This window comes from Anaerococcus sp. C0059F3 (assembly GCF_056590475.1).
Window position 1 is genome coordinate 47,674 of sequence record NZ_JBWPWE010000004.1, and the last position, 18,343, is coordinate 66,016.

The window sequence follows — 18,343 nt, forward strand, 5'->3', positions numbered from 1 at the left end:
AGTAAAATTAAATAAAATGTCTGAATCTATCTGTTTTTGAAAAATTATAAACTTCTTTTCCAGTAATTTCTTCTATTTCATCTTGTAATTTATATATAATATGGTTTTCACTTGCGAAATGTCCCACATCAGCGATTATTATCCCCTTATTTGACATATCCATAGCTTCATGATATTTTACATCTCCTGTCACTATTAAGTCACAAGCTTGATTAATAGCGTCTTCTATAAGAAAAGATCCAGCCCCTCCACAAAGTGCAACTTTTTCAATCATTTTGTCGCAATTTCCGTAGACAACAAGGCCACTTGCTTCTAGTTTTTCTTTTACTTCTTTAAGAAATTTATTAGCAGACTGTTTATCAATATAACCATACCTTCCTAGGCCAAGTTCTTTGCCATTTTCTAGGCTCTTTATATCCCTAAGACCTAAAATGTGGGCAAGATTGTCATTTACCCCACCTTCTGCTATGTCTAAATTTGTATGGAAGGCATAAACCGTAATGTCATTTTTGATGCACTTTTTAAGCCTGTTATAAAAACTATCCCTAAAATCTATAGACTTTGTAGGATTAAATAAATATGGATGGTGGGTGATAATTAGATTTGCTTTCTTATCTTCAAGGGCATAGTCTATCGCTCCTTCTTCCAAGTCTAAGGATACAACAACTCCCTTTAATTCATTGTCTGGGTTTCCTATCTGTAGTCCAGAATTATCCCATTCTTCTTGTAGTTCAAAGGGATATTTTTCTTCTAATTTATTTATTAATTCTCGAATTTGCATCTTTCTTTTACCTTTCCTATAGCTTTTAACCTATCTGTTATTTTTTTAATAGCTTGGTCGTCTTGAGATTTTTCCTTAATTTCTTTTAAAAATCCCTGGTTCTTTTTCTCATCTATAGATAATTTTTGCCTCAATAAATCACTTTTATTTTTTATATCAGTTTTCCCATAATAGTATTCTTCAAAGCTTAAGTCCTGATTTTTACCGTAATAAACTTTCAAAATATCATAATATTTTCTATTTTCATAAGATAAAAAATCTTTTTCTATATAAAAACCATGATTATTTAGAAAGTGCCTTAACTCGTATGTATTCACATTTGAAGCAAGAACCATGTAATCAAGATTTTTCGCGAAGTCTAAACTTTCTTCAATAATTTCAATTATGGTATTTGCACCCATACCTGCTATAATCGCAACTTGATTGTCGCTAGATTCTAGACCCTTAAAACCATCTGTCACCTGGGTTTTAATTATTTTCCTTAGGTCATCATCAAGTCTGTCAACAAGTTTTTGTAAGCTTGGGGCAGATATATCTGTTGCAGTAACATCGGTTGAAATCTTGTTTTTAGCCAAATATAAAGGAACCAATCCGTGATCGGTTCCTATATCTATAATTTTTTTATTTGAATCTAAGATATTAATAATATCTAATAATCTTTTCTTATCTTCCATTTATAAAAAATCTTTCAATAATTCACTTTTATTTGGAGATTTTAGTTTCCTTAGGGCCTTAGCCTCAATTTGCCTAATTCTCTCCCTAGTTACATCAAATTCCTTGCCTACCTCTTCTAAGGTACGTGGAGTGCCGTCTATTAGTCCAAATCTTAATTGTAGAACACGCTTTTCCCTAGCTCCAAGGCAAGATAAAACATCGTTTAATTGCTCTCTTAACATTGTATAGTTAGCAGCCTCGCCTGGATCTATAGCTGTATCATCTTCTATAAAATCTCCCAGATGGCTGTCTTCTTCTTCACCTATTGGAGTTTCAAGACTTACTGGTTCTTGAGCAATTTTCCTAATTTCAGATACCTTTTCAACTTCGATACCCATTATGTCTGCAATTTCTTCATTGGATGGGTCACGTCCTAGATCTTGAACGAGCTGTCTTTGAATTCTGACAAGTTTATTAATTGTCTCTACCATATGAACAGGAATCCTAATTGTCCTTGCCTGGTCAGCAATAGCACGGGTTATAGCCTGCCTAATCCACCAAGTAGCATAGGTTGAAAACTTAAATCCTCTGTTGTAATCATATTTATCAACAGCCTTCATTAACCCCATATTTCCTTCTTGGATTAGGTCTAGAAAGCTCATGCCACGTCCAACATATTTTTTTGCAATAGAAACTACAAGCCTGAGGTTAGTTTCAGCAAGCTTTTCCTTAGCCCTTTGTGATTTTATTATATCTATCTTAAGTTTATTAAGCTCTTCGTCTGTAAATTCTTCCTTATTTAACATCTTTAAAGACATATTTCTCTGTTCAATTATATAAGCTAGGTAGGCAGCTTCATCATCGGATATGACCTTTTTATTCTTAATTTCCGCTGCAAATTCTGATGTTTTTAAAAGATTATCAATAATCATCTGATCATTTGTCTTTATTGCATCCTTATTGGCAGCCTTCTTTAGTAGATCATTAAAAGATGAATAAACCATGCTAACAACTTCGTCATTTTCGATTATTTTAAGCATGTGGTCAAAGGAATCGAAAAGGTCGCAAAGAATGTTTGCATCTTTCCTTGATAGGCCATCGTCTATTGAATTCTGAGCAATATTGCAAATAATTATCTTTGCATTTAGTTGTTCTAACTGGTCCTTGTCAAGATCATCTTCCATTACTTGTTTAAATAAGGACCCCATATTAACAAGCCCATCCAGATCTTTTATGGTTTCATCACTTAAATTTTCTTTATTTTGTAAAGACTTGTTTGCATTTTCCAAAACCCTTGCTAAGTCACCGAAAAACACGTCATTTGCAAGTTTATTTTTATTTTGCTTATTAAATTTATATCCATGCATAGACTTATGGGCTATTTCTCCAGCTTCCATACGTCTAGCTAGGATAATTTCTTCAGTAGCTGTAAGTAAGTCGACCTTACCTATTTCTTTAAGGTACATTTTAACTGGATCATCAAGCTTAATGCCAGCTAGATTATCAACAGACTTATCTATTTCTTTTTCCAACTCTTGTTCGTCAATTTCGTCTTCTTGCTCTTCTTCTTCAATATCGTCTTCGACTTCTTCCTCTTGATCAAGTTCTGTTTCAGATTTTTCAACAATTTCTATACCTGAAGCAGTGATCTTAGCAAGAATTAGCTTTTGACTTTCCTTGTCGATGTCCCTAAAATCATCAAAATTAAAAATTTGACTATAAGTGATCATCCCATCTTGACTTTCACTTATGGACTCAAACTCTTCAATGATTTCGTCTAGAACATCATCTTCGAGCAATTTACTATCATCGCTGTTCATTATCTCTCCCCTTAGCATTTATAGACTTATTTCTGAGATTATTCCTCTTTTTAAGTCTTTCATATAGGTTAATCTTATCCTTTAATTCGCTAACCACTATTGGATTTTTATCATCCATGACGTAGTCTAGCATGTATCTATAATCTCCATCGGCCTTATCAAATTTACTTACTTCCTTATTAATAAGAAAATCTTTAAAATTAAGAGCCTTTGGATTTATCAAATACTTATCAAAATAATCTGCATTTACTTTATAATCTTCAAGCTGATTAAAGATAAGTCTTAAAATTTCAAGTTCATGAGCACTAATATCGTTCTTTTTTTCTTCTATAACTATATTTGGCTCGGTAAAATTATCTTTATTTATTTTTTCTTGGTGATGCTTGTTATTATACTTTGAAATGGCGCCTTTTAAAGTTTGTTTGTCTATATCAAACAAAGATGAAACCTTATTTATAAAAATTTCTCTGGTTAAATCTTGTTCAATAGAAGCTAAGAACCCAATAAATAAATTCAATTTTTCAAGTTTTTCGTTTTCATTTGCTTCAGAATAGCCATTTAAGATCTGTTCATAAGCATAATTGTACTCATCAAGAGCCTCATCTATTTTCTTTTCAAAAGCTTCTTTGCCGTACTTTTTGACATACTCATCTGGATCAAGGCCTTGACCAAGCTCAATTATATTTACCCCAATTTCAGCTTCTTTAAATATTTCTATAGCTCTTTTTGTTGCTTTAATTCCAGCAGCATCAGAATCATAACAAATATAAATATTATCAGCATATCTTTTAGCAAGTTTTGCTTGATCTACTGTAAAGGCAGTACCAAGGCTTGCAACCGCTATATCAATTCCATTGTTATTTAGGGCAATTACATCCATATAGCCTTCAACAAGGATTAAATCTCTTTTACTTTGCTTTTTGAAAATATTAAGTCCATATAGATTGTATCTTTTTTTGAAAACTTCTGATTCTGGTGAATTTAGGTATTTTGGCATAGTATTATCAATAGCCCTACCCCCAAAACCAATTATCCTGCCATAGGTATCAATTATTGGGAAAATTAACCTATTCCTATACTTGTCATAAAAATTTCCATTTTTAGACTTAGCAATTAGCCCAAGTTCAAGAAGGTCTTCTTCCTTTATATCATTTGACCTAGCAAAATTTAATAAGTCATCCCAACTATCTTTGGCAAATCCAAGCATAAAAGTATTTACTATATTGCTTCTAAGCCCTCTTTTAAGAAGATAATCTTGAGGAGCTTTATTTGTCAAAAGATTCTTATAGAAATACATCATTATGTCTTTGTTTATTTCATAAAGTCTTTTTCTTTTTTCACTCATTCCAGGACTTTCATTGAAAACTAAGTTTATCCCAGCCTTTTGAGCAAGATATTTTAAACTATCCGGGTAAGACAAACCTTCTTTTTGCATTATAAAAGAAACAACGTCACCACCTGCTCCGCACCCGAAACAGTGGAATAATTGTTTCTTACTATCTACTGTAAAAGATGGAGTCTTCTCATTATGAAATGGACATAAGCCCTTAAAAGACGAACCTGCCTTTTTAAGGTCGACATATTCACTAATTATATCTACTATGTCAGAATTTTCTTTTATTTGATTTATCATATCATCTGATATTAATCTCATCTTCTCACCTAGTCAAATTATACTTTTCTTGCACTTATTATCAATTGACAAAGTCTTTAATATATGATACCCAAAAATTTTAAGATTCTAGCTTTAAAATATAAATAATATTTAGCCCAAATTTTTTATAAAAATATTTTAAATTATTTCATATTTGTCTTAAAATTCTCTAAATTTTATAGTATAATATACTTATAAATTTATTCATAAGGAAAACGAGCTTAGTAAAAAATTTAGAGGATAAAAATGGAAAATAATAATGATCAAATATTAGAAGAAGAAAATAGTCTAAATAATTTGGATGTAAAAATACTTGATGCTCAAAAAAATACCTATAATCAAAAAGTTTCTAACAGGATTCAATTTCATCCTTTTACCTATTTTTATTACCTAGCAGAAGGATTTGGCAAACTATCTATAGAAAGTGAGATGGTAGAAGTTCATGCTGGAGACCTAATAATCATAAATTCAAACATCGGTCATACAATGTATCTCGATAAAGATATTGCTAATATAAAATATTTTGGCTTTGGTATCGAATCTATATCCATAGCAGGACTTGTGGATGATGCTGCGAAAGCAATTAATTATTTTCATATAGATAATAGGGATAAAAGTCTTAAGTTTGAAGATTATTTTGAAGATATTTATAATGAATACAAGGGAAATGACATCTTCTCAAATAGCCTAGCAAATGCAGTTGCATCCACCCTTGTAATCAACCTTCTAAGAAAATACAGAAAATCTATCACAGTCAAACACGATAAAAAAATTAATAGACAGATAGATTATATAAAATCATATATTGATACAAACTATAATGAAGACATAAAGCTTGAAGACCTATCATCAATGGCCTATATGAATAAGTTCCACCTCATTTCAGAATTCAAACAATCCTACAGGATAACTCCGATAGAATATTTAATTTTAAAAAGAATAGAAATTTCCAAAAACTTATTAATTTCAACCAACCACACCATGGAGGAAATTTCTGCCCTTGTAGGTTTTAATTCACAATCCTACTTTAACCAAGTTTTCAAGAAAAAAGTAGGCCAAACTCCTTCTCAATTTAGGAGAAAACACAGATTATAAACCATAAAAATAAACTGAAAATTAATTTTGTACCAGAGCAAGTGATGCAACTTGCTCTGTTTTTTTATACTAAAAAAACAGGGTCTCCCCTGCTTTTTAATAATCAACACCTTCGGAATAAGTATTGGTTGCGTTCCATATTAAATATTCTCTCTGGCCTGACTCATATATTGCATCCACCTGAGCTTGAACTGCATCAGCATCATAAACCATCCAATTGCCTTCACCAATCCAGGAAGCTGTAAAATCCTGAATCCAAGGACGAGACTGCGGTTTGTGTTCTAGATCTTTAAAAATAGCCTGTTCTTCTTTTAGGTATCTTATTACGAGCTCATAAGGCTCAAGGTCTGGCTTTTCTATGTCAAAGGAATAAGGACCCCAGTGAGATGGGTAAATCATGGAGCACATTATATCAGCTTCATTGGAAATTTCCGAAAAATCTTGGCCTATACCGCTTGCACGTCCTGCCTGTAGGGCATAACCAAAGACATCTATAGCTACAGGAAGACCGTAGGCTGAAATTGATTCACGCGCTTTTCTTACATAGCCAGTAATAGCTGAAACCCTCTTATCTCCTTCATCCATAGGTTTGTTTTCATACTCACCCCTAGAATAAGAAAGAGTATCACCAAAAGTTTCAAAACCTTCAGCAAATCTAACATAGTCGTATTGAATTTCATCAAAACCAGCTTCAGCTGCAAGTTCACCAATTTCAATGTTGTAATCTTGAACTTCCTTTAAGAAAGGATTCATAAATACTTCCCCACGACCGTTGGCCCAAAGACTTCCATCATCTCTAGTAAAACCCCATTCAGGATGTTTTTTTGTAATAATAGAATCTTTAAAAGTTGTAATTCTGCCTATAACATAAATTCCTCTGGAATGAAGATCTGAAATCAAACTTTCAGCATCTAGAAGTTTTGTATTGGCATACTGGATATCCTCATTATCTGTATCAAAGTTTACAGTAATATTGCCCCAGTCGTCCTTAACGTCGATAACAACCGCATTAAGATTAGAATTCTCAATCAATCCTACAATCCTATCGTAAACTTCCGGATTATTTATAGAACCAGAATTAAAATAAAGGCCTCTAACTCCATCTTTTGGGTAATACTTACTCTTCTTATCCTCTAAAGATAAGAGTCTTGAAGTATCATAGTCCATATTGTAATCATCTGGTGTAACCCCTATTTCATAGGGAACTCCTATTTTATTTTTCGTCGGCTTTTTCTTTTTCGATATCTTCTTTTCAATATTTTCACTGCTCTCAAGCGCCTCTTTTAACTTATCATTTTCTGCGACTTTATTTTTTTTGGAACAACCAGCAAAAATTAAAATACATATCAAAAAAATACCAAGAAAAGTTTTTTTCTTAAACATAGCTTCTCCTAAACAAAAAAGCGAGCCAGGCCCGCTTTTTTCTTTATTGTTTTTTTGTGATGAATAATCTAAATTAGATTATTTAACGATTTTAGAAACAACTCCTGATGCTACTGTTCTACCACCTTCACGTACAGCGAATCTTAGTCCTTCTTCTAGGGCGATTGGCTTTTGAAGTGTGATCTTGAATGTTGCGTTGTCTCCTGGCATTACCATTTCTACTCCGTCTTCTAGTTGGATGTCACCTGTAACATCTGTTGTTCTGAAGAAGAATTGTGGTCTGTAGCCTGAGAAGAATGGAGTATGACGTCCACCTTCTTCTTTGGTTAGTACGTATACTTGACCTTCGAATTCTGTGTGTGGGTGTACTGAACCTGGTTTTGCTAGTACTTGTCCTCTTGAGATTTCGTTTCTTTGAACGCCTCTTAAAAGAACTCCTACGTTGTCGCCTGATTCAGCTTGTTCTAGTTGTTTGTGGAACATTTCTACACCTGTTACTACTGCTTGAGATGTCTTTTCTGTTAGGCCTACGATTTCTACTGTGTCACCTACTTTTAATGTTCCTTTTTCTACTCTTCCTGTTGCTACTGTTCCACGTCCTGAGATTGTCATTACGTCTTCTACTGGCATTAGGAATGGTTGGTCGTTGTCTCTTTCTGGGATGTCGAAGTATTCATCTACGGCGTCCATTAGTTCTAGGATTTTGTCTGACCATGGACCTTCTCCACCTTCTTCTAGTGATTTTAATGCTGATCCTACTACTACTGGGCAGTTGTCGCCGTCGAAGTCGTATTCGTTTAGTAGGTCTCTTACTTCCATTTCTACTAGTTCGATTAGTTCTGGGTCATCTACTTGGTCTTCTTTGTTTAAGAATACTGCGATTTTTGGTATACCTACCTGTCTTGCTAGTAGGATGTGTTCTCTTGTTTGTGGCATTGGACCGTCTGCTGCAGATACTACGATGATTGCACCGTCCATTTGTGCTGCACCTGTAATCATGTTTTTAACATAGTCAGCGTGGCCTGGAGCGTCGATGTGTGCGTAGTGTCTTTTTTGTGTTTCGTATTCTACTACAGATGTGTTGATTGTGATTCCACGTTCTCTTTCTTCTGGAGCTTTATCGATGTGTTCGTAGTCGATGTATTCACCTGTGCCGTATTTTTTGTTTAGGGCTTGTGTGATTGCTGCTGTTGTTGTTGTTTTACCGTGGTCTACGTGGCCGATGGTACCAATATTAATATGTGGTTTGCTTCTTTCAAATGTTTGTTTGCTCATTAAATCCTCCTAATGTACTCATATACATTATTCTACCATAATATAATAAAAAATTCTATTAATTTGTTAAAATTTATTTATTTTATTTACTTGAATTAATTTTATTAGCTTGTATAATCATAAGTGTGCCGCTTTAGCTCAGTAGGTAGAGCGCTTCCATGGTAAGGAAGAGGTCCTCGGTTCAATTCCGGGAAGCGGCTCCATTTTTTTGCCTATTTTAGGTCTTGCCTAAAAATAGGCTTTATTTATTCGCTATTTTACTATCCTTGTTTATATCAATATAATTTTTCACCTTAATTTACCAATCAATTTTTTATTATAAAAATATTTCTTATGGGTATCAATATATTAATAAAAGATTTTGGAGGTTTTTATGAAATGGAAAGATAGAAGGCGATCTTCTAATGTTAATAGGGGCCAAAGGGCTCCCCTAGCTGTTGGCGGTGGTCTAGGTGGAATTGTGTTAATCCTTGTCTTGTATTTCCTTGGTGTGGATCCAAGTGTAATTACAAATCAAAACCAACAGATTAGTCCAAACACCCAAATCGAATCCCAGGAAGTTTCTAGGCAAAGAGAAACTCTAGAAGATTTTCTTTCAGTAATATTAGCTGATACCGAGGATGTCTAGCACGAAAAATTTAATGAAGCAAACGCCCACTACAAGGAACCACATATGACCCTCTATCAAGATACAACAAGGACTGGTTGTGGTATAGCCCAATCAAGGATGGATCCCTTCTATTGTCAAGTTGACGAGACCATATATTTTGATGTTAGCTTTTATGATGATATGAAGACAAGGTTCGGTGGCGGCGGTGACTTTGCCTTAGCCTATGTTCTTGCCCACGAAGTTGGCCACCACGTTCAAAATCAACTTGGGATTATAAGACAAACTAATGACCTAAGACAAAAACTCACAGAAACTGAATATAACAAAGTTTCCGTTGCCCAAGAGCTCCAAGCAGATTATTTTGCAGGGGTCTTTGCCTACTATGTCCAAGAAAAGGGATACTTAGACGAGGGTGATATTAAGGAAGCTATGAGGGCTGCTTCAGCTATCGGAGATGACAGAATCCAGGAAATGGCAGGTATGGATGTAAATGTTGATTCCTTCACCCACGGTTCTTCAGCCCAAAGAAAAGAAGCCTTTGAACTTGGTTTTAAATACCACGATTTTGACCATTCGATGAAGTTTTTTAATGATTTAAAAAATTAGATTAAAAAAGCAGGTAAGTTTTAAATTTACCTGCTTTTTATATTAAACTAAACCCATAAAATAAATTACTGCTATTGCTACAATTACAACTAAGAGTGAGATTATAAATCCGTGAACCATAGGATTAATCCCAGCTTTTTTCATATCCCTATATTTGGTATTTAGGCCAATAGCGGCAAGGGCTGCCACCATCAAAAATTTTGAAATTGTCTTTAGGGTCATAGACAAATTTTCTGATATAAATCCAAGGGAATTCAACATAACCATAGCTAAAAAACCGAGGATAAAAAATGGCACTATAGAAGAAATTGTAAACTTCTTTTCTACATATTCATGGCCCATTTTCTTTACTTCTAACCTATGGTGAATCATTCTAAAAATTAAAACAACTGGGATAATTGAAAGAGTCCTTGTAAGCTTGACCATAGTTGCAAAGTCCCCTGCCGCATCCGAATATGCAAAACCTGCTGCAACTACACTTGATGTATCATTTACAGCTGTTCCCGTCCAAAGCCCATAAGCCATGTCAGATAGACCCATTGCCCTACCCATAATAGGAAAGGCTATTATCATTAACATATCAAATAAAAATGTAGCGCTCATAGCGTAAGCAATATCTGTATCTTCTGCTTCAATCACAGGAGCAATGGCTGCTATGGCAGAACCTCCGCAAATGCCTGTTCCTGCAGAAATAAGGTTTGACATTTTCCAGTTAAGACCCAAAGCTTTTCCTATAAAATATCCACCACCAAAACATGTTAGAAGAGTAAATATCATTACATATATTGATAATTTTCCAACATTTAAAACAATACTTATATTAAGGCTTGCACCAAAAAGAATAATAGCAAATTTTAAAAGCCTTTTGGAGGTAAAGGTAATTCCCGATTTTAGAGTTTTTTCTGTATCTATTATTGTGTTTAAAAACATTCCTATAAATAAAGCGATTACTGATCCACCAATTACGTGTTGTGGTAGGATATTTTCTAAAAATTGTGCTATATAAGCAATTACCAGAGCCAAGGTCAGACCTGGTAAGTATGATATTATTTTTTTCATTTTTTCTCCTTTCTACAAATAAAAAAAGCGTTAAAAAAACGCTAAATTTATTACTTACAATCAGGGCATATTCCCCTGTAGATTACTTCAGTAGTGTCTATAGTATAATCTTTTAGCATAGGTGGTTTTTCCATATCAAGGATTTCTAAGTCCTTGATTTTACCACAAGATTCACAAATAAAATGGCCGTGGCTTGGCCTTTTAAATTCGTATCTTTTTGAAGCCATATTGAAATCTAACTCTTTTACAAGATTGTGAGATACGAATAAATTCAAGCTGTTATATACAGTTGCCTGACTAATAACCGGGTCTTTTTCCATAAGGTCCTTGTAAATCTTGTCGGCTGTAGGATGGATAGGATGGGTTATTAGGTAGTCCAATATCAAAAGTCTCTGGTGAGAAACCCTTATTTTTTTATCTTGGAGGATTTCTTTGAGAGTATTTATTCTTTTATCGGAATCAGCGTCCCTTAAACTTTCTATTAAATCGTGCATATCTTCCCACACCTTTCTAGCTAATAATATACGTCAAAATGTCTATTTGTCAACATTGGTAATGATTATCAACAATTATAAGAAAATAAAATTAATACATAATTATAAGATCATTTCCTAAAATCAATCCATCATTAACAATAAACTGAAGGATCAATATTTCTATTTTTGAATATAGACAAATGACCATAGAAAAACCTCCTAATGAAAACTAGGAGGTTTAACTAGGATAAACCTAGTAATGTTTGTAAGCTTATGCTAATTCTACTTCAGCGCCTGCTTCTTCAAGAGCTGCTTTAACTTCTTCAGCCTTATCTTTAGCTACGCCTTCAAGAACGTTGCCTGGAGCTCCGTCAACTAGAGCCTTAGCTTCTTTTAGTCCAAGACCAGCTACGTCTTTAACAACTTTGATTACGTTGATTTTTGATTGACCAGCTGATTTAAGAACTACGTCAAATTCAGATTTTTCTGCTGCTGCTTCACCAGCTGCTCCGCCTGCTGCTGCTGGAGCTGCTACTGCTACTGCTGCTTGTGCAGATACGTCAAATTCTTCTTCGATTGCTTTAACTAGTTCTGAAAGTTCAAGAACTGTAAGATTTTTGATTTCTTCTAATAGGTTTGTTACTTTTTCTGATGCCATTTTTAATTCTCCTTAAATTTTTAATATTATTTTATTATGCTGCTTCGTTTTCTTTTTTGCTTGCCACTTCATTAAGTGCGATTGCAAGTTTAGATATTGTGTTGTTAAGATCTCCTGCAAGAGTTCTGATTGGTGCTTGTAATACATTTGCAAGCATAGAGTGTAGAACTTCTGTAGCTGGTAATGTAGCTATTGCCATCATTTGTTGGCTATTTTGATACTTACCTTCAACAATACCTGCTTTTAAAACTAATTTTTCTTCGTTTTTTTCGTCTTCTTTTCTGTAGTCAACTGCGATCTTTGGACCGTCTACAAGGTCGTGTTTAGAAAATACTAGGGCGTTTGCTCCTTTAAGCTCTTCGATTAATTCATCGTAGCCTAGTTCTTGGAAAGCAAATCTCATCATTGTATTTTTGTACACTTTGTATTCAGCTTCTTTTTCTCTGAATTTATCACGTAGATCTGTGATTTCCTTAACGTCCATGCCGTTAAAACCTACAAGTGTCACTGATTGTGAACCTTCGATTTTTTCTTTGATTTCGTTAACTATCAACTGTTTAGCTGCTATAGCTTTTTCGCTCACTTTTTCACCTCCTAAGGCTAATGGTAGGTATATAAAAACCCCACTTTATATAGACACTTTAATAGTGCCTACATCGGTGGGGATGTAGTTAATTTCTCCCACCTATACGCAATAATTAAACATTTCTGTCTGCGTAGTCTTTGGTAGCCTGTTTATTTGACTTTTATATTATACAATCACTCTAAGAAAATTGCAAATTATTTTGTTTCAACTAATTCGCTAGCTCTACCTGCTTGTAATTTTACACCAGGTCCCATTGTTGATGCTACTGTGATTGATTTAATATACTTACCCTTTGCTGCTGCAGGTTTAGCCTTAACAACTTCTCCAACTAGAGCTTTGATGTTGTCAGAAAGTTTTTCAACTCCGAAAGATACCTTACCAGCTGGAACGTGGATTAAGTTAGCCTTGTCTGTTCTATACTCAACCTTACCTGCTTTGATGTCTTCGATTGCTTGTTTAACGTCGTTTGTTACTGTACCAGTTTTTGGGTTTGGCATTAGGCCTTGTGGACCAAGTACCCTACCAAGTCTACCTACTGTAGCCATCATGTCTGGTGTAGCAATTACAACGTCAAAATCTAACCAACCATCTTTTTGGATCTTTTCAGCGTATTCTTCATTACCTGCAAAGTCAGCTCCTGCTGCAAGAGCTTCGTCTATTCTGTCATCTTTTACGAAAGCAAGTACTCTTTGTACCTTACCTGTACCGTGTGGCAAAATAACTGTACCCCTAACTTGTTGGTCAGCGTGTCTGCTGTCAACACCAAGGTTGAAGTGAATTTCAACAGTTTCATCAAATTTTGCCTTTGCATTTTTTTCAACAATTTCAAGTGCTTCGTTTAATTCATATTCTTTTGTAGAATCATATGAAGCTTTTGATTCTAAATATTTTTTTCCTCTTTTAGCCATTTAATACCTCCTGTGGTAAACGAGTTAACTCTCCCACTAATCTTCTACAGTGACTCCCATACTTCTTGCTGTTCCTGCTATCATGCTTACTGCAGCTTCTAGGCTTGCAGCGTTAAGATCTTCCATCTTAGTCTTAGCAATTTCTTCAAGTTGGCTTCTCTTAATTGATCCAACCTTGTTTTTGTTTGGTTCGCCTGAACCTTTTGCTAGGTTGATAGCTTTTTTGATTAATACTGGTGCTGGTGGTGTTTTTGTTATAAATTTGAATGTCCTATCCGCATAAATAGTCATTTCAACCGGTATAATCATTCCAGCTTGGTCAGCTGTCTTAGCATTAAATGCTTGAACGAATTCCATAATGTTGATTCCGTGAGGACCTAGTGCGGTTCCTACTGGTGGTGCTGGTGATGCAGCTCCTGCTGGTACTTGTAATTTTACTATCGCTTTTATATCTTTTTCTGCCATAATTTACCTCCTTGTGGTGATTCGGGTTTCCCCTCCCACTGCTTTTGACAGTACTAAATTTCTTCTATATCACTGAATTCTAGGTCGATTAATGTATCACGACCAAACATATCTACATATGCTTTGATATTGCCCTTTTCCATGTCGATTTCTTCGATTTTTGCGACAAAATCTTTGAATGGGCCTGCAATGATATTTACGTCATCGCCTGGTTTAACGTTGATATTAAATACAGGTTCTTTTTCCTTAACACCGAATTTTCTAACTTCAGCTTTTGTTAATGGAACTGGATCTCCATCAGGACCAACAAAACCTGTAACGCCTTGGGTATTTCTTATTATATACCAAGACTTACTTGTAACGTTCATTTTGACCATTACATAACCAGGAAATAACTTTCTAGTCTTTACTTTCTTTTCGTTGTTCTTAACCTCGACATACTCTTCTGTTGGCACAGTCACATCTATAATGTCAGGGTTTTGCTCATTATCAATCATCATTTGAATTTTATCAGCAACCCTATTTTCATAGCCAGTATAGGTGTGAACTACATACCATCTAGCATTTTTTTCTATCTCGGTTAATAAAGCTTCCTTTTCTTCTTCTTTATTAGCTTCAAAGTTTAAAGAATCAGTCATTGTCCACCTACATTATTGTTGAAAGTAGGAAATGGAATATCTTATCAAGTCCCCAGATTGCAACTGCTGTAGCTGCACTGATGGCGATTACTAATAGAGTATACTCTAAAGTAGTCTTCTTGACAGGCCATTGGATTTTTTTGAATTCTTTGCTAACTCCTGAGAAGAAAGAATCTTTTTTCTTAGCCATTTAATCTCCTACCTTGTTTCTTTATGAACTGTGTGTTTTTTGCAGAATGGGCAGTATTTTTTAAGCTCAATTCTCTCACTATGATTTGTTTTGTTCTTTGTTGTATCATAGTTTCTGTTTTTGCATTCTGTGCATTCTAATTTAACTTTTACTCTCATAAAACACCTCCTATTTGTCTATACGGATACTTCCATACAATCATCTATATTACCCGCTAAGTCTATACTTGTCAACACTTAATCTATTATTTTATAAGTTTTTTTATAAATTCTTCTCTTTTTCTAACAAGTAAGTCCCTTAGATCATCTAAATCATGGTTGGAAAAGCAATAATCACTATAAGATAAAAGATCATCTTCTATGTCAGAAAACTCATAAAGCCCCTCTTCTTCAAAGCTTCCAAGGTATTCGTCTTCCCTATCGTAATACACGATAGGCGGATAAGCCTTAAGCTTTGATGTGTCAAAGGCAATATAAGACTCCTTGGCGTAGACTTTTCCCTTTACTATAAGGAAACTTTCCCTTATATCTATCTCTCTTCCACTTTTACAATCTCTAATCAAGGCAAAGGCCGTTTTCTTTAATAGTATTTACAATTTCCATAGCAGATTGCTTTGCAATCTCTTCAGTTTCCGCTTCTACCATAACTCTAATAAGTGGCTCAGTGCCTGACTTACGTACTAAAACTCTACCTGAATCTTCAAGTTCTTTTTCAATTTTTTCCACACTTGCCTTAACATACTCATTATCTAAAACAGTATTTTTATCCTTAACTCTTACATTAATTAAGACTTGTGGATATATTTTAAGGTCACGAACTAAACTCTTAAGGTCACTTTTAGATTCAATCATAGCTTCCATTATCTTTAATGATGTAAGAATGCCATCACCTGTATTAGCAAACTTCTTGATAATAATGTGGCCTGATTGCTCTCCACCAAGTTCTATATCTTTTTCATACATGCGGTCGTGGACATTTTTATCGCCAACATCTGTCTTTTCATATTTTATTCCAAGCTCATCAAAGGCCTTATAAAGACCGATATTTGACATAACAGTTGTAACAACAGTATTTGAATCAAGGGCACCGTCTTTTTTCATGAAGTTTGCTAGGATATAAAGTATAGAATCCCCATCTATAATATTTCCTTCATTATCAACAGCAATACACCTATCGCAATCTCCATCAAAGGCAAAACCTAGGTCTAGTTTATTTTCAACTACATATTTTCTTAGGCCATCTATATGAGTGGATCCTGCGTCCCTATTGATATTAAATCCATTTGGTTCAGCATTAATTACAAAGGTGTCAGCACCAAGGGCATCATAAACTGGTTTTGCTATTGTAAAGGCAGCTCCATTTGCACAGTCAAGACCAACCTTGATTCCTTCAAAAGATTTGGTTACTGTTTGGATTAAATAGGCAATATACCTATTACGACCTCCAATATAGTCAACTGTCCTTCCTATGTCTTCGCCAACAGCAAGTTCAATATCTTTTATGTCGCTATCTATATATTCTTCGAGCTTATATAGGAATTCATCTTCCATTTTCTCGCCATTTTTATTTATGATTTTAATACCATTATCGTTGTAAGGATTATGGCTAGCTGTAATCATAATTCCACAATCAAAATCTTCTGTCCTTGTTATATATGAAACTGAAGGAGTTGGTGTAACGTGTAATAGATGGGCATTTGAACCTGATGAGGTAATACCAGCTGATAAGGCATCTTCAAACATGTAAGAAGACCTTCTTGTATCTTTGCCGATAAGGATTTTCCCGTGGCCATTATTCTTTGTTGAAAAATAATCCCCAATAAATCTACCAATCTTAAAAGCATGGTAAACATTAAGGTTTTTATTAGCCTCTCCCCTAAATCCGTCTGTACCAAAATATTTCATAATATCTCCTTTTAAATTCTAAATTTTAAATCTTTATTATTAATTATTATACCCTTTTGATATATAAGAGAAAATTTGGGTAAAAAAATGGGAAAGGAGAAGAATATGAATTTTGAAAAACTAAACAATGAAAAATTATATATTAATGGAAGATACCAAGAAAGCCAATCCAACAAATGGATTGAGGTTGAAAATCCTGCTACAGGTGAGATCCTTAGTAGGGTTCCAAAAGCAAGTGAAGAAGAAATAAACCAAGCAGTTGAAGCTGCTTATGAAGCCTTCAAAACTTTTTCCAAGACAAGTCTTGAGGAAAGAATTTCTTATATAGAAAAGTTTAAGGATTGGATGATAGACCACCAAGACGAAATTATAGAAACAATAAAACTCGAGCTTGGTGTACCAATTAGAATAGCAAAACCCGGTCAATTTGATAAGCAAATGAGAAGGGTTGATGTTTTTATTGACCAAGCTAGGAAAATTGACTACAGGATTGATATGGATGGTGGCTATGTCAGAATGGAGCCAATTGGTGTTGTAGCAAGTCTTACACCATGGAATTATCCTTTAGGACAAATAATAATGAAAGTAATTCCTGCCCTACTTATGGGTTGTACAGTTGTCCAAAAACCAGCATCAGATACACCTCTTACAGCTTATTTTGTAGCCAAGGCCTTTGATGAAATAGGTCTTCCTAAAGGAGTCTTTAACCTAATTACAGGTTCTGGTGCACAAGTTGGAGATATTTTAAATTCTCATCCAAAAGTTGCCATGGTTTCTTATACAGGAAGCTTAGCTGGTGGCTCATCTTCAGCTAAACATGCAATGGATACAGCAAAAAAAGTTGTCCTTGAACTTGGTGGCAAGTCTCCTGCCGTTTTTATCAAGGGAGCAGATATCAAGATGGGTGTAAAGCAAGTTTTAAATAGGGTTTACCTAAATGTAGGTCAAACCTGTTCCTGCCTATCAAGAGCTATTATCACAGAGGATATTTACGACGATGTTATAAAAGAATTTATAGCCCAATACGATAACTATCCTGTTGGAGACCCAGATGATCCAAATACTGTTGTTGGAACCCTTGCCGGCAAAAAACAATTTAACAGAGTTAAAGGCTTTATCGAAGAAGGAATCAAAGAAGGAGCTAAACTCCTTAAGGGTGAGGTCCCTCAAGAAAGCGAAAATGGATATTATGTAAAACCTGTAATCTTTACAGATGTGAAGCCAGGTATGGCAATTCACGATAAGGAAATTTTTGGACCGGTCGTTTCCATAATAAAGGTTAAAGATAAAAAAGAAGCTATAGAAGTAGCTAACGCTGTAGACTTTGGTCTTTCATCAGCAGTCTTTGGAAATCCAGAAGAAGCAGAAGAAATTGCTTACGAAATAAAAGCTGGAGATGTCTACCTAAACTCAAACGGAGGAAGCCCAGAATTGCCTTTTGGTGGCACCAAACAATCAGGTGTTGGTAGAGAAGGCGGAAAATTTGGTCTTATGGAGTACCTAGAGGCAAAATCAATCCACACCGCTTAAGTAAAAATAATTTTATGGAGGGAGCTTCCCTCTTTTTTTATATAACAAATA

The 18,343-nt window shown here is 34.6% G+C and carries 19 protein-coding genes, 1 tRNA gene and 1 pseudogene; 4 read left to right on the forward strand and 17 right to left on the reverse strand.

Annotated features, from left to right (window positions below; translation table 11 throughout):
• Positions 1–7: 7 nt before the first annotated feature.
• From AC1EJ5_RS03495 to dnaG, 4 genes are read right to left on the reverse strand one after another with little or no spacing between them, the layout of a single operon-like run.
• Entirely contained in the window at positions 8–781 is a 774-nt protein-coding gene (locus AC1EJ5_RS03495; protein WP_479814569.1) for a Nif3-like dinuclear metal center hexameric protein, read from the reverse strand.
• Positions 763–1,455 carry a tRNA (adenine(22)-N(1))-methyltransferase gene (locus AC1EJ5_RS03500; protein WP_308748758.1) on the reverse strand — a complete coding sequence of 231 codons (693 nt, stop codon included), beginning with the start codon at positions 1,453–1,455 and terminating at the stop codon, positions 763–765. Before AC1EJ5_RS03500 ends, AC1EJ5_RS03495 begins: the two co-directional genes overlap by 19 nt.
• Positions 1,456–3,255 carry an RNA polymerase sigma factor RpoD gene (rpoD, locus tag AC1EJ5_RS03505; RefSeq protein ID WP_223420174.1) on the reverse strand — a complete coding sequence of 600 codons (1,800 nt, stop codon included), beginning with the start codon at positions 3,253–3,255 and terminating at the stop codon, positions 1,456–1,458.
• Positions 3,242–4,909 carry a DNA primase gene (gene dnaG / locus AC1EJ5_RS03510; RefSeq protein WP_308748757.1) on the reverse strand — a complete coding sequence of 556 codons (1,668 nt, stop codon included), beginning with the start codon at positions 4,907–4,909 and terminating at the stop codon, positions 3,242–3,244. Before dnaG ends, rpoD begins: the two co-directional genes overlap by 14 nt.
• A gap of 246 nt (positions 4,910–5,155) precedes the next feature.
• Between dnaG and AC1EJ5_RS03515 the strand changes: the two genes are divergently transcribed.
• Positions 5,156–6,004, forward strand: a complete 849-nt coding sequence (locus tag AC1EJ5_RS03515; protein ID WP_223420172.1) for an AraC family transcriptional regulator — start codon at positions 5,156–5,158, stop codon at positions 6,002–6,004.
• A gap of 96 nt (positions 6,005–6,100) precedes the next feature.
• Here the strand turns inward: AC1EJ5_RS03515 and AC1EJ5_RS03520 are convergent, their stop codons facing one another.
• Entirely contained in the window at positions 6,101–7,387 is a 1,287-nt protein-coding gene (locus AC1EJ5_RS03520) for a putative glycoside hydrolase (protein WP_308748756.1), read from the reverse strand.
• Between the two features lie 78 nt (positions 7,388–7,465).
• On the reverse strand, positions 7,466–8,662 hold the full coding sequence (gene tuf / locus AC1EJ5_RS03525) for an elongation factor Tu (RefSeq protein WP_223419701.1): 1,197 nt from the start codon (positions 8,660–8,662) through the stop codon (positions 7,466–7,468).
• Positions 8,663–8,789: 127 nt separating this feature from the next.
• Between tuf and AC1EJ5_RS03530 the strand changes: the two genes are divergently transcribed.
• Positions 8,790–8,865: transfer RNA gene (locus AC1EJ5_RS03530), tRNA-Thr, on the forward strand.
• A 170-nt stretch (positions 8,866–9,035) separates the two neighbouring features.
• Positions 9,036–9,878, forward strand: a pseudogene (ypfJ, locus tag AC1EJ5_RS03535) (KPN_02809 family neutral zinc metallopeptidase).
• Positions 9,879–9,920: 42 nt separating this feature from the next.
• Here the strand turns inward: ypfJ and AC1EJ5_RS03540 are convergent.
• From AC1EJ5_RS03540 to glmM, 11 genes are all read right to left on the reverse strand, one after another.
• Positions 9,921–10,937 carry a YeiH family protein gene (locus tag AC1EJ5_RS03540; RefSeq protein ID WP_479814572.1) on the reverse strand — a complete coding sequence of 339 codons (1,017 nt, stop codon included), beginning with the start codon at positions 10,935–10,937 and terminating at the stop codon, positions 9,921–9,923.
• Between the two features lie 50 nt (positions 10,938–10,987).
• Entirely contained in the window at positions 10,988–11,431 is a 444-nt protein-coding gene (locus tag AC1EJ5_RS03545; protein WP_311486335.1) for a Fur family transcriptional regulator, read from the reverse strand.
• A 253-nt stretch (positions 11,432–11,684) separates the two neighbouring features.
• The gene (rplL, locus tag AC1EJ5_RS03550) at positions 11,685–12,071 is read right to left on the reverse strand and encodes a 50S ribosomal protein L7/L12 (protein ID WP_308749638.1); all 387 of its coding nucleotides are present in this window, start codon (positions 12,069–12,071) and stop codon (positions 11,685–11,687) included.
• Between the two features lie 34 nt (positions 12,072–12,105).
• Positions 12,106–12,654 (reverse strand): 50S ribosomal protein L10, encoded by a 549-nt coding sequence (rplJ, locus tag AC1EJ5_RS03555; RefSeq protein ID WP_479814574.1) that lies wholly within the window; start codon positions 12,652–12,654, stop codon positions 12,106–12,108.
• A 197-nt stretch (positions 12,655–12,851) separates the two neighbouring features.
• Positions 12,852–13,565 carry a 50S ribosomal protein L1 gene (gene rplA, locus AC1EJ5_RS03560; RefSeq protein ID WP_311480996.1) on the reverse strand — a complete coding sequence of 238 codons (714 nt, stop codon included), beginning with the start codon at positions 13,563–13,565 and terminating at the stop codon, positions 12,852–12,854.
• A 36-nt stretch (positions 13,566–13,601) separates the two neighbouring features.
• Positions 13,602–14,030: a 50S ribosomal protein L11 gene (gene rplK, locus AC1EJ5_RS03565; RefSeq protein ID WP_223420165.1), complete on the reverse strand. Its 429-nt coding sequence runs from the start codon at positions 14,028–14,030 to the stop codon at positions 13,602–13,604.
• A 53-nt stretch (positions 14,031–14,083) separates the two neighbouring features.
• On the reverse strand, positions 14,084–14,668 hold the full coding sequence (nusG, locus tag AC1EJ5_RS03570) for a transcription termination/antitermination protein NusG (protein WP_223420164.1): 585 nt from the start codon (positions 14,666–14,668) through the stop codon (positions 14,084–14,086).
• A gap of 7 nt (positions 14,669–14,675) precedes the next feature.
• Positions 14,676–14,858 carry a preprotein translocase subunit SecE gene (gene secE / locus AC1EJ5_RS03575; protein WP_308653631.1) on the reverse strand — a complete coding sequence of 61 codons (183 nt, stop codon included), beginning with the start codon at positions 14,856–14,858 and terminating at the stop codon, positions 14,676–14,678.
• A gap of 8 nt (positions 14,859–14,866) precedes the next feature.
• Entirely contained in the window at positions 14,867–15,016 is a 150-nt protein-coding gene (gene rpmG, locus AC1EJ5_RS03580) for a 50S ribosomal protein L33 (RefSeq protein WP_209771595.1), read from the reverse strand.
• Between the two features lie 86 nt (positions 15,017–15,102).
• On the reverse strand, positions 15,103–15,420 hold the full coding sequence (locus AC1EJ5_RS03585) for an aspartate 1-decarboxylase (aspartate alpha-decarboxylase) (protein ID WP_479814577.1): 318 nt from the start codon (positions 15,418–15,420) through the stop codon (positions 15,103–15,105).
• A complete protein-coding gene (glmM, locus tag AC1EJ5_RS03590) occupies positions 15,413–16,762 on the reverse strand; it encodes a phosphoglucosamine mutase (RefSeq protein WP_479814579.1) in 1,350 nt (449 codons plus the stop codon). Before glmM ends, AC1EJ5_RS03585 begins: the two co-directional genes overlap by 8 nt.
• A 105-nt stretch (positions 16,763–16,867) precedes the next feature.
• Between glmM and AC1EJ5_RS03595 the strand changes: the two genes are divergently transcribed.
• A complete protein-coding gene (locus AC1EJ5_RS03595; RefSeq protein ID WP_479814581.1) occupies positions 16,868–18,292 on the forward strand; it encodes an aldehyde dehydrogenase family protein in 1,425 nt (474 codons plus the stop codon).
• Positions 18,293–18,343: the final 51 nt, after the last annotated feature.